Source organism: Streptococcus sp. IsoGale021, from assembly GCF_031142795.1.
GTDB lineage: Bacteria > Bacillota > Bacilli > Lactobacillales > Streptococcaceae > Streptococcus > Streptococcus hominis.
On the sequence record NZ_JAKZJH010000003.1, the window covers coordinates 180,155 to 192,805 of the forward strand.

Below are 12,651 nucleotides of genomic sequence, written 5' to 3' on the forward strand. Positions count from 1 at the left end.
GACCTCCAAGGAGAAGAAATTATATGTTAACGATAAAGAACGCTCTTGCCTATGTATGGCGCAAAAAAATAAAAACACTGATTATCTTTTTAATCCTGTTAGCCATCTCTACTTTAACACTTGGCAGTATTGCTGTTAAAAATGCAACAGACGCCGCTTCAAAAGAGACTTTTAAAAATATCACTAGCAGTTTCTCAATGCAGATTAACCGCGAAGTGAACCAAGGTACCCCTCGCGGAGCAGGAAATCTTAAAGGCGAAGATATCGAAGCTGTGGAAAAAGTTAAAGGTATCTCTGGCTACATCAAACGAATGAATGTTGTCGCTGACTTAATTGATCACCAATTGGTTGAATCTGGAGAAACCGACTTTGAAAGCGAAGATAGAAAACAAAAATTCGGCCGTGCCATTATGGCAACAGGTATCAACGATTCATCGAAAGATGATAAATTTACCGCAGAAACCTTCAAACTAGTTGAAGGTAGACATATCAACAAAAATGACAAAAATGTTGCTTTAATTCATAAAGATTTTGCAGAAAAGAACAAACTTAAAGTCGGCGATACGATTAATATAAAATCGAATACTTATGACTATGATAACGTTCGTAAAGCTAATAAAACGACTAAAGTGACAGTTATCGGGATTTTTGACGGGAAAAATAAAGGAGGCGTTTCTAGTCCTCAAGAATTGTATGAAAATACCTTTATCACAGACTTAGAAACGACTAAAACTTTACAAGGTTCAACAGATAAAAACGCTATTTATCAAGATGCTACTTTCTTTGTAAATGGTAGCCAAGATATTGATAAAGTAATGGCGAAAGTAAAAGAAATATCATCTATTGATTGGGAAGCCTACACCCTTGTTAAGAGCACAAGCAACTTCCCAGCACTTCAATCTTCTATTAACGGTATTTACGGCGTTACTGGAAACCTCTTAATCGGAACTCTAATCTTTGGAGCGATTGTTCTTACGCTAGTCTTGTTCTTATGGATCAATGGTCGTAGAAAAGAAATGGGAATCATGCTTTCAATGGGAATTAGCAAAACAAAGATTTTCTTCCAATTTATCACAGAAGTTCTCTTTGTAAGTATATTTAGCTTCATTGGTGCTTACTTTGCAGGTAGTGCTGTCAGCAAGGTGATGGGAAATAGCATTTTAAAACAAGTTACCAGTGGTATTGCTGAAAAACTAGCTCGAGAAGGTAAGAGCGCCAATCTTGGAGGCGGGGCTGAAGTGGATGGCTTTAACAAGACCCTCACTAGCCTCAATGTACATGTATCTCCTGATGATATGACCAAGGTGGTCATCTTTGGACTTGCGATTATCATCGTTTCCGTCCTCATTGCTTCAATCACGCTCCTTAGTAAGCAACCAAAAGACTTACTAATGGGAGATAACAGCAAATAAGATATCAATGAGTTCAGACAAAATCGGTCCGTCAGCTAAGTTGACGGACCGATTTATTTTATAGACAGCTAGACTGACTCTCGGATGAAATGACGTGAGGTTCGCTTTGTCGACTTGGTCGATAAAATGAACCGCTTTGGATTGGCTCTGTCGACCCGGTCGAAAAGATGAAGCTCTTTTAGTTTGCTTCGTCAGCCCGGCGGACGAGGTGAAACTCTTTTGGTTTATTCCGTCAGCCCGGCGGACGAGGTGAAACTCTTTTGATTTACTCTGTCAGCCCGGAGGACGAGGTGAACGACTTCTAGTTTAATCCATCAGCTCGGCGGATGAGATGAAACTATATTGATTTAACTTACCCAATCACTCAGGTATATTATTTATGTCTCATTTTTTCTTTGATTTCACATTGACAGTCACAATCACCACAGTTCCCCTTTCCCTTAATGATGTGGTGCAGCGCTGCGCCAGCTAAAACTAAAATAATGATAAATACAATAATCGTGGACATAATTTCTCCTATACTGTTTGATGTGCCAGACTATCTAAAGTGATAACCTCTACTTTTTCTTTGCGCGTTTTTCTAAAGATGAAGTACAGACCAGCTACCATAACGATAAGTGCAAAAATACTCCAAACTGAAATTCCTTTTCCATACAGCAAGACTTGCCCGAATTGGTAAATCACAAGACTGACATTATAAGCCAGTAGGGTTTGGAAGGAAATAGCAATCCACGTCCATTTAGCATTGCCCATTTCCCGATGAATAGCACCAATCGCTGCAAAACAAGGAGCGCAGAGCAGATTAAAGATAAGGAATGAGTAGGCGGAAAGTGCCGTATAATGCTGTTGGAGATTGCTCCATAGTTCTTTCGTAGTCTCTGTCGCATCTGTCACTTTATACAAGATTCCAAAAGTCGAGATCACCGTTTCCTTAGCCAATAAGCCCGTAATAGCCGCAACCGTTGCTCGCCAATTGCCAAAGCCAAGAGGGCTAAAGATCCAAGCCAGCCCTTTTCCTAATGCCGCTAGGATACTATCTTCTGTTTCAACCGCCTGCAAGCCAAAGTTATAGGAACTAGCAAACCAAATGAAAATATTGGTCACAAAGATAATCGTTCCAGCACGCTTAATGAAGCTCAAAGCCTTTTGACCAGCATAGCGCAAAACCGTCTTGACTTGTGGCAGGTGGTAACTCGGCAACTCCATGATAAAGGGCGCTACTGCTCCACCGAGACTCGTTGTCTTTTTCAAAGCAATCCCTGATAAGACAATGGCTCCCATTCCAACAAAATAAGCACTTGGTGCAATCCAAGGATTGCCGGGAAAGAAAGCTCCCGCAATCAAGGAAATAATTGGCAATTTGGCAGAACAAGGCATAAAGGTCGTTGTCATAATAGTGATTCTACGATCACGCTCATTTTCAATGGTTCTACTCGCCATGACACCAGGAACGCCACATCCCGTCGAAATCAACATGGGGATAAAGGATTTTCCAGACAATCCAAACCGTCTAAATAGACGATCCATGACGAAAGCAATCCGGCTCATATAGCCGATGTCTTCCAAGATGCCCAAGCAGACAAACAAGACGAAAATCTGAGGCACAAAGCCTAGCACAGCTCCGCAGCCTGCGATAATCCCATCAATAATTAAAGATTGAAGCCAGTCGGCTACAGCTAATTGCTCTAGCAGTGATTTAATACCATTTGGAATCCATTCTCCAAAGAGGACATCGTTTGTCCAATCGGTTCCCATCGTTCCAATCGTTTGAATAGAGAGGAAATACACCAACCACATAACAAGCGCAAAAATCGGCAAGGCTAAATAACGATTGGTCACAATACGGTCAATCTTATCCGACAAACTTAATTTAGTAACATCGGCTTGCAGCGCCATTTTGACTGCCGATTCAATAAACTCATAGCGCGCATTAACAACAATACTCTCTGCGTCTTCTGTGTAGATTTCTTCCGTAATCCGAATCGCATCTTCAATCTCTGTTTTTTGAAAATCAGACAATGCCAGCTGTTCAGATAATTCTTTATCACGTTCAAAAAGCTTAATGGCATAAAAACGAGCTTGTTTTTGAGGTACTGCATTCCCCAAAATACGGATAATTTCTGACAAAGCCGCTTCAAAATGATTGTCGTAAGCTGGATAAACTTCCTCCTCTGCCTGGTTCATCACTCGCATGGCCTGCTGCATGACTTGGTCAATCCCTGTCTTTTTCAAAGCACTAGTCGCTACGACCGGCACACCCAGTTGGTAGCTTAATTTTTCTGTATCAATCCATTTTCCTTGTTTTTCAACGACATCGCTCATATTTAAAGCCAGCACAACCGGAATCCCCGTCTCAATCAATTGCAAACTCAAATACAGATTTCGTTCCAAATTGGTTGCGTCAACTACATCCAAGATCCCGTCTGCATTACCGCTTAAAAGATAATTTCTACTGACCATTTCCTCTGATGTATAAGGAGACAAGGAGTAAATTCCCGGTAGGTCTTGGATAATGATTTCTTTATTTTTGCGAAATAACCCACTTTTCTTTTCAACCGTTACCCCAGGCCAATTTCCCACATGCTGGCTACTACCGGTTAGAATGTTAAATAAACTAGTCTTTCCACTATTCGGATTTCCCGCAAGCGCTAATTCTTTCATCCTTTTGCTTCCTTTTCACCTTTCACAACACTAACCAGACTCGCTTCTGACTTTCTCAATGTCAAATCGTAGCCTCTCAACTTAATTTCTAGTGGATCACCTAATGGTGCAACCTTCTGCAACTGAACTTTTGTATTTTTCGTCAATCCCATGTCCATCAGCCTCCGTTTTAAAGCACCCTCTGCATGAATTGCTTCTATATACGCCACATCTCCAACAGCTAACTCAGATAAAGGAAGAGCTGAGCGATTGCTATCTTTCAGAACAACGTCCAACTTTTCCAAAATAGATTTGTCCAAAGCAATCCTAGCAGCTCGAACTAAGAGAATGGCTGTATCATTTGTTTTTGAAATGATTTGAATAAAACTGCCTATCTTAATCCCTAAATCTGCTAAATGACGGACGCTCGCTTCCTCCAGATCGATTCCGACAATTTCATATTCTGTTAATAATGTTATCCGAGATAAATCCATACTATCTCCTTTTCTGTTTGTCAAGAAATATGCTTACTATCACCATTAGTATACCACTTTTTTCTAAGAATTTCTGACAATTCTAAGGTAGATAGGCAAAAATTATTGCAAAATAAATACCCCTAAGCAGGTGCCTAGAGGATATCTTATTAGAGACTAGCAAATTAATACAACAATTCATAAATTTCCATAGCAATCAAATCAATGCTATCAAAAGTATAGGTTTCACGCGCTGCTACATCGCGAAGAGTGAATACTGAGCCATTTTCTTCGTCATAGCTATAAGCTACTTCTGCTACAACAACTCCATCACGCTCAAAATTGCGTTTCAAATTGCCGCCATCTTTTGTCATAGCATCTAAACGATTGATAATTCTTACTAAATGTGATTCCATTTTCCTTCTCCTATTCATTTATACGTTACTATTTTACCACAAATGAAAGATGAAATACCAGTAAAAGCCCTGTTTTTGATAAATTTAACACAAAATAAAACGCTTCAGTACAAAAATCTGTCTTTTAACACTTTATTCTTGCAATGTTTTAGAATACTGCTATAATGAAAATAAGAAATTTGACTATTATTGACCAATTGATTTCCGTCAAGCAAATTTTAAAAGAAAGAGGTAGCGTATGCTTTGTCAAAACTGTAAAATAAATGAATCTACCATTCATCTTTACACGAATGTGAATGGAAAACAACACCAAGTTGACCTCTGTCAAAATTGTTATCAAATCATGAAAACAGACCCCAATAATGCTCTATTTCGTGGAATGACCAATATGAATAATCAAAACAACTTAGATCCTTTTGATGACTTCTTTAGTAATCTCGGGAATTTTCAAAATCATCAAGAACCACAAACCCCTCCGACTCAATCTGGAGGCGGTTACGGCAATGGAGGTTACGGTTCCAATCAAGGTGGAGGTGCACGCCAGCAAGCTCCGCAACAGCCTAAAGGTCTCCTAGAAGAATTTGGTATCAATGTAACCGAATTTGCTCGGCGCGGTGAAATTGACCCTGTCATCGGTCGTGATGAGGAAATCGTCCGCGTCATTGAAATTCTCAACCGTCGAACAAAGAACAATCCAGTCCTCATCGGAGAGCCCGGTGTCGGTAAAACAGCTGTTGTAGAAGGCTTGGCCCAGAAGATTGTGGACGGTGATGTTCCACATAAACTCCAAGGAAAAGAAGTCATCCGTTTAGATGTAGTCAGCCTAGTGCAAGGAACTGGTATCCGTGGTCAATTTGAAGAACGAATGCAAAAACTCATGGAAGAAATCCGTTCTTGTCAGGATGTGATTTTATTCATTGATGAAATCCATGAAATCGTTGGAGCTGGTGCAGCTGGAGATGGCAATATGGATGCTGGCAACATCTTAAAACCCGCTCTTGCTCGCGGTGAGCTTCAATTAGTTGGTGCCACAACTCTCAATGAGTATCGCATTATCGAAAAAGATGCAGCACTGGAACGCCGGATGCAGCCAGTAAAAGTGGATGAACCAACGGTTGAAGAAACCATTACTATTTTAAAGGGCATTCAAAAAAAATACGAAGACTATCATCACGTTAAATATACAGATGATGCCATTGAAGCGGCAGCTGTCTTATCCAATCGTTATATCCAAGATCGTTTCTTGCCAGATAAGGCTATTGACTTGCTAGACGAAGCAGGTTCTAAAATGAATTTGACACTTAATTTTGTTGATCCCAAAGTTATTGATCAACGCTTGGTAGAAGCTGAAAATCTCAAGGCACAAGCTACTCGTGATGAAGATTTTGAAAAAGCTGCCTATTTCCGTGACCAAATTGCCAAATACAAAGAAATGCAGCAAAATAAAATGGCAGACCAAGATACACCTATTATCAGTGAAAAAACCATTGAGCATATCATTGAGCAAAAAACAAATATCCCAGTTGGTGACCTAAAAGAAAAGGAACAATCGCAACTGATTAGTCTAGCTGATGATTTGAAAGCTCATGTCATCGGTCAAGATAATGCCGTTGATAAAATTGCCAAAGCCATTCGCCGTAATCGTGTCGGGCTTGGCTCTCCTAATCGACCAATTGGTTCCTTCCTCTTTGTCGGACCAACCGGTGTCGGTAAAACAGAACTTTCTAAACAATTAGCGATTGAGCTCTTTGGTTCAGCTGACAGCATGATTCGCTTTGATATGAGTGAATATATGGAAAAACACAGCGTAGCCAAACTCGTTGGAGCACCTCCAGGCTATGTTGGCTACGAAGAAGCCGGACAATTGACAGAGCGCGTACGCCGCAATCCTTACTCTCTCATTTTACTTGACGAAGTAGAAAAAGCGCACCCAGATGTCATGCACATGTTCCTGCAAGTTCTTGACGACGGACGTCTGACAGACGGACAAGGGCGCACAGTTAGCTTTAAAGATACGATTATCATTATGACTTCAAACGCTGGTACTGGCAAAGTCGAAGCAAATGTTGGCTTTGGAGCAGCGCGTGAAGGACGGACTAACTCTGTTCTCGGTGAATTAGGCAACTTCTTCAGTCCAGAATTTATGAACCGCTTTGACGGTATTATCGAATTCAAGTCCCTTGATAAGGAAAATCTCCTAAAAATCGTAGACTTGATGCTTGAAGATGTCAATGAACGGCTTGCAACAAATGACATTCACCTCGACGTGACAGACAAAGTCAAAGAAAAATTAGTTAATTTGGGTTACGATCCGAAAATGGGAGCTCGTCCGCTCCGTCGGACAATCCAAGATCACATCGAAGACGCCATTACTGATTACTACCTTGAACACCCAAGTGAAAAAGAACTCAAGGCTGTCATGACAAGCAACGGTAAAATTGTCATCAAATCAACTAAAAAAGCTGAAAATGAAGCCAACAAAGAAATCCAAACACCAGCAGCAGATGACAATGCTAATTAAACATGAAATTCACTCCTTAGAAGTCTAGGGAGTGAATTTTTAGTTACTGAACACTGTATCTCAAAATTGTCTTTAGTCTCTCTGGAGCGGTGCGATTTTTATTGTTCAAATAAATTTCACGATGATATGCTGTACAGCGTTTTAACCCATTTTCTTGACAGAAAGCATCCATTTTCGCGAAGGTCTGTGGCTCATCGTCAAATGGTCCTACATGAAGCATTGCAACGCTGCTTCCTTCGCTTATTCGTTCAAAGCGAATCTCATTATAAAACGGATTTGGTTTTTTCACTTTTACTTTTACGAGAGCTGTTTCAACTATTTCATTTGTAATAAACTCTGGCTGGGCAATCATAATCGTATAAACTAAGTCGTCTTTTACCAAAGTCTTCTCTGATTCTGTTTGCTGCCAAATCCCTTCCAAAGGGTAAACGGTAAAATCAGTAAATTCCTGATGATGAACAGTTTTTTTATACTCCATTTTAATCGCATAAGCGAGGGAATAAAGAGCAGAAACCCTTTCTGAAAAGTCAGCTTTATTTGGATTTCCTTGACCATTTAACATGATAAATGACTGCACAGGGTGTTCAATGACCACAGAATTTTTTGGAACTTGATAAAGTTTTTTATCTAATTTTCTCCATTCATATTTCATTTGTTTGCTCCTTTCATTTTTCTATCATGAGTATAACAAAAGAAACTTGTCGCTTGATGTCAACTTTTATATAAAAGTAAAATTTATTTGAAGATTTTTCTTCTGTTTTCCCATATTTTTTATAATAGATATTCTGTTTTTTCAAAATAATCAGAAAATTTCAATTTTTCTATTGTTTTTTTGGAATAAGATGTTATAATAGACAACAAGAAAAATAAAAAAGGAGTTACGTTATGTTGATGATAGCTATTATTATCATTATTTATAGTATTTTATCAAGGCGTAGCTACCGTTTTAAAATGGGATAATCATCTCCGTTTTTACATGACTCCGCCTTATTCTCATTTGGGATAGGGCGGATTTTATTTTTCAAAAATAAAGGAGTTTTTTATGACAAAAGAAAACACAACCGCATCACTTACCCCTAAATCATTTTTGCATAAAGTTCTAAACGGAACCGCAATTGGTGTTATCGTAGCCTTGCTGCCTAACTGTATCTTTGCCATTATTTTCTCTTTAGACTTTTTCAAAAATAATGCTTTCTTTGCAACTTGGAATGTGGCTAACGTTCTTTTCCAGGCCACTTTATCTGCCGTAATTGGAACGCTGGTTGCCTTGGAATTTAATTTCAAAGGAATGAAAGCTGCGCTTCTAGCAGCCATTGCTTTTGTTAGTTCTGGTGCTTCTAGCAAACTAGCTGGAGCAACGGAGTTATTAGGATATCTCCAAAAGCAAAAAGCCCCTGCTGAAATTACCGCAACTGCAAACAAAATGGTTACTGGATTCTACACGACTGGTACAGGGGACATTATCAATGTCATGCTAATTTGTGCCCTCAGCGTCCTCGTATTGCTCTGGCTAGAAGGAAAATTTGAATCCTTTAATTTTGTTCTTCTTCCAATCGTTGGATCGCTTCTTGCGACTGTGGGGTTGTTCACACTTCCTTATGTCAAAATGATTTCTAGCTTAATCGGGCAAGGAATCATCTACTTTACGGATCTTCAGCCTTACCTAATGAGTGTTCTCATCTGTGTTACTTTTGCTATCTTAATCGTGGCTCCAATCTCAACTGTTGCAATCGGTCTTGCCATTGGACTAAATGGACTAGCTGCTGGTGCTTCTGCTATGGGAGTCGGAACAACTTGTATCGTACTTGTTGTTCATTCATTCTTTGTCAATAAACCTGGTGTAACTGCTGCTGTCGCCCTTGGTTCAATGAAAATGATGATGACCAATGTCTTTGAGCATCCAATCTCTTATGTTCCTATCGTTGCAACTTCTGCTGTAACTGGGCTGTTGGTTCCACTATTCACTATTACTGGGACTCCTGCATCAGCAGGTTTTGGACTCGTTGGTCTGACAGGACTCTTCGCTTCTGTTACAGGCGGACTTCCCATGGGACTGGCAATTCTAGCTTGGCTTGTCATCCCAACAGTCGTTGCCATTCTTTTCCGTCTTCTCTTTGAAAAAGTACTCAATTTATACACAGCAGATATTTTCAAATTTGAACCTTAAAATGCTTGAAAGCCTTGACAGCGCTTGATTTCTGCATTATGATATTAGTAGCATATAAGAAAGAGTGGAAATGATATGACAGTCGCAACTTTTGGAGAAAAGCAAGAAGACGTGCAATATGTGAATCGCTATGGCGTTTATGCAGTTATTCCAGATGAAAAGCAAGAAAAGATAATTTTAGTGCAGGCTCCCAACGGCGCTTGGTTCTTGCCCGGAGGCGAGATTGAGCAAGACGAAGATCACTTGACTGCCTTAAAACGTGAACTGATTGAAGAGCTTGGTTTTACCGCTCAAATCGGTCAATATTACGGACAAGCAGATGAATATTTTTATTCTCGCCACCGCGATACCTATTTTTATAACCCTGCTTACATTTATGAAGTAAGCCAATATAAGCAATCGCATGCACCTTTAGAAGATTTTAATCAGCTCGCCTGGTTTCCAATCGAAGAAGCTATTTCCAAATTAAAACGTGGCAGTCATAAATGGGGAATTGAAATGTGGAAAAAGAATCATAAAGTATGAGAAATTGTTCACATTTTTTATGAAAAAGTGCTATAATAGGAATAGAATATAGGAGGAAGTCAGATGAAGCTTATTAACACGACAAACAGCCATGCACGCCTTGTACAAAGTCAATTAGAAAGTACAGATGCTACACTAGTTGAGACTTTTTCCGCTGGAAATACAGACGTCGTCTTTACGCAAGCACCTTTTCATTATGAAATTCTGATTTCAAATAAACACCGCGCCATTCGCGAACAAGAAGTTGAAAAAATTCGAGAATTTTTTTTGAAACGAAAAATTGATACAAAATCGATTGATGCTTCTCGAATTAAGACACTCTATTCAACAAACCTCATTGAAATATCCATCCCAACTAAATAAGCCTGTCAAGGCTTATTTTTTTGTTTAAAAAAGAGTGAATTCGCAACTAAGTGCTCAATCCACTCCCGTTTTATTTCTGTCTGACATAGTTCATCATGTCGTATGGTAATGTATTGGCGGTTTCTTTGAGAGAATAATTTTCTAAATTATTGACATTTTGACGGAGAAATTTTGCATAACTAGCTGAAATCAGCTTTTCGTGTTCATATTCAAAAATAATCTTCCGCTCCAAATAATAGCCTCGTAGCATTTCCTTGATATTATTCGGTTTGATACGCGTGATAACTCGCTCAATAAAAGCACCGCTTTCAATAATTGCTGTCTCACGGATACGCGAATCTTGCAAGAAATTGATAAGCGCAGTATTATAAACGCCCTTCAGATTTTCTAAACTGCCGATAATCACTTCTGTATTGGCTAGATACAGTTCGGCAATCTCTTCTCTTTCAGCCTTACTAGGCTTTGCTCTATCTTGATTGAGCCAATTACGGAAAGTAGAGCCAAACGTAACAATCTCATGTAGCAATAAGCGAGTCATTCTGAAAAAGCTAATCAAAAAATAAGTTAAGCGCGAAGCAAGATTGCGGTTGATTCTTTGCTCCATATTCCATAAATAACGTTGGTAAATGGAATAGGCACGGTTACTCATTTTTCTTTCTTCGTAGGCTTGTTCCAAACCGTCACTTTCAATACTCAGCATCAGCAATTGTAAATCTGTCAAATCTTTTTGAACAGATTTGCCTTCCTGCTCCAGAATAAGATGCTCGATTCGTCCATGATAATTATCAATAGCCGCATAAAGCGGAGCTTTGACTTTGGTATGCTTCAAATCTTCTTCTAATTCTTGGACAACGTCATTTAAAATAGCAATATACATGAGGTAGTCTGATGATTCTTCCTTATTTTCTGATAAACGAGGCAACACTACCAGTCCTGTCAAAAAACTAAGCAATGTAACTCCAGCCACCAAGAAAAGCAAAAGAGGATATTCCTGCTCTAAAGCTGTTGGAATCAAGAGAATGGTTGCAATGGATACGGTTCCTTTTACGCCTGAAAAAGTTAACAGAGCAATATCTCTCCAATATTTCGACATTTTCTTTTTCAAACATAGGCTTCTCCAGAAATAAAAGCCATAAATCATGACAAAACGAATGACAAATAGCACAATCGTCAGCAAAAGAATCGTCAGAAGGAGCCAGAGATTATCATAAACCGGACTTTTCAAAATGGGTTCAGCTATCGTTTCCAACTCAATTCCTAAAATGACAAAGACCGCTCCATTCAGCATAAATGTGACAGTTTGCCAAATCGTATCTGTCACGGTATCAACTTGAGCCTCTAATAAAGTAATCCTTTTAAAACGACTAGCCTTAAAAATTCCTGCCACGACAACTGCAATAATCCCTGATACATGGAGTTCTTCGGCTAAGAAGAATGTCAGCAACGGTAAACTTAATTCTAACAACAACTCTCCTGCTGTGTCTGAGGCTCGCACCGTATACAGCAGCTTTTGCAACTGACGATTTAAAAAAGCAGTTAGACCACCCACAATAAAACCGCCAATGATTGAAAGGATAAGTGAGGCGCTGGCTTCCTGAGCTGAAAATTTCCCTGTTGTCCAAGTCGTCAGGGCAAATTGAAAGGCAACCAACCCGCTCGCATCATTTAGCAAGCCCTCCCCTTTCAAAATATTTTCTACACGTTTTGGAAAGGTAAAGCGCTCAGATAAGGACGCAAAAGCCACTAAATCAGTCGGACCCAAGGCGGCTCCAACCGCGATACAAGCTGCAAGAGGAAGGGACACCCATAGCCAATGTGACAAAAAGCCAAGACTCAGAGTTGATAGAAAAATAACTGGAAAAATCAGATAAACAACAATCTTCCAGTGCTTAAGAATACTGGTAATATCGCTTTCTTCTGCTTCTCGAAACAGTAGCGGCCCAATGATTAAAGCTAGAAACAGCTCCGTCTCTAAATGAAACGTTCCAACTGGAATGAAAAATCCCAAGCCAATCCCTAATAGAATTTGTATAAGTGGCGTTGGCAAGCTTGGAAATAGCTTGTTGGTGGCATTTGAAACAATCAGAACAGATAAAAAGATAATAATATAAAGGAGTAAATCCACATTTTCCTC

General features: G+C 39.4%; 11 protein-coding genes. 5 read left to right on the forward strand and 6 right to left on the reverse strand.

Annotation, left to right across the window (positions count from 1 at the left end; translation table 11 throughout):
• The first annotated feature begins 23 nt into the window (after positions 1-23).
• Positions 24-1,412 carry an ABC transporter permease gene (locus tag RG565_RS03845; RefSeq protein ID WP_003068202.1) on the forward strand — a complete coding sequence of 463 codons (1,389 nt, stop codon included), beginning with the start codon at positions 24-26 and terminating at the stop codon, positions 1,410-1,412.
• A 373-nt stretch (positions 1,413-1,785) separates the two neighbouring features.
• Here the strand turns inward: RG565_RS03845 and RG565_RS03850 are convergent, their stop codons facing one another.
• The 4 genes from RG565_RS03850 to RG565_RS03865 all read right to left on the reverse strand — a co-directional run bounded on the left by RG565_RS03850 (position 1,786) and on the right by RG565_RS03865 (position 4,941).
• Positions 1,786-1,920 carry a FeoB-associated Cys-rich membrane protein gene (locus tag RG565_RS03850; RefSeq protein ID WP_009569163.1) on the reverse strand — a complete coding sequence of 45 codons (135 nt, stop codon included), beginning with the start codon at positions 1,918-1,920 and terminating at the stop codon, positions 1,786-1,788.
• Between the two features lie 8 nt (positions 1,921-1,928).
• The gene (gene feoB / locus RG565_RS03855; RefSeq protein ID WP_268732205.1) at positions 1,929-4,073 is read right to left on the reverse strand and encodes a ferrous iron transport protein B; all 2,145 of its coding nucleotides are present in this window, start codon (positions 4,071-4,073) and stop codon (positions 1,929-1,931) included.
• Positions 4,070-4,546 carry a ferrous iron transport protein A gene (locus RG565_RS03860; RefSeq protein WP_003030197.1) on the reverse strand — a complete coding sequence of 159 codons (477 nt, stop codon included), beginning with the start codon at positions 4,544-4,546 and terminating at the stop codon, positions 4,070-4,072. Before RG565_RS03860 ends, feoB begins: the two co-directional genes overlap by 4 nt.
• A 164-nt stretch (positions 4,547-4,710) precedes the next feature.
• Positions 4,711-4,941, reverse strand: a complete 231-nt coding sequence (locus tag RG565_RS03865) for a DUF1797 family protein (protein ID WP_003023686.1) — start codon at positions 4,939-4,941, stop codon at positions 4,711-4,713.
• A 238-nt stretch (positions 4,942-5,179) separates the two neighbouring features.
• On the opposite strand from RG565_RS03865, the gene RG565_RS03870 reads away from it, so the two are divergent.
• Positions 5,180-7,462, forward strand: coding sequence for an ATP-dependent Clp protease ATP-binding subunit (locus RG565_RS03870; protein WP_247936944.1), 2,283 nt, complete (start codon positions 5,180-5,182; stop codon positions 7,460-7,462).
• 43 nt (positions 7,463-7,505) lie between these two features.
• Here RG565_RS03870 and RG565_RS03875 read toward each other — a convergent pair whose 3' ends face one another.
• Complete coding sequence (locus tag RG565_RS03875) at positions 7,506-8,114, reverse strand: GyrI-like domain-containing protein (protein WP_247936943.1); 609 nt, start codon at positions 8,112-8,114, stop codon at positions 7,506-7,508.
• A 390-nt stretch (positions 8,115-8,504) separates the two neighbouring features.
• Here RG565_RS03875 and RG565_RS03880 point away from each other — a divergent pair, with 390 nt between their 5' ends.
• From RG565_RS03880 to RG565_RS03890, 3 genes are all read left to right on the forward strand, one after another.
• Positions 8,505-9,629, forward strand: coding sequence for a PTS sugar transporter subunit IIC (locus tag RG565_RS03880; protein WP_247936942.1), 1,125 nt, complete (start codon positions 8,505-8,507; stop codon positions 9,627-9,629).
• A gap of 75 nt (positions 9,630-9,704) precedes the next feature.
• A complete protein-coding gene (locus RG565_RS03885) occupies positions 9,705-10,154 on the forward strand; it encodes an NUDIX hydrolase (protein WP_268732206.1) in 450 nt (149 codons plus the stop codon).
• 63 nt (positions 10,155-10,217) lie between these two features.
• Positions 10,218-10,517 (forward strand): DUF1827 family protein, encoded by a 300-nt coding sequence (locus RG565_RS03890; RefSeq protein ID WP_003023675.1) that lies wholly within the window; start codon positions 10,218-10,220, stop codon positions 10,515-10,517.
• Between the two features lie 70 nt (positions 10,518-10,587).
• On the opposite strand, the gene RG565_RS03895 is transcribed toward RG565_RS03890, so the two are convergent.
• Positions 10,588-12,642 (reverse strand): sodium:proton antiporter, encoded by a 2,055-nt coding sequence (locus tag RG565_RS03895; RefSeq protein WP_247936940.1) that lies wholly within the window; start codon positions 12,640-12,642, stop codon positions 10,588-10,590.
• Between the last annotated feature and the right edge of the window lie 9 nt (positions 12,643-12,651).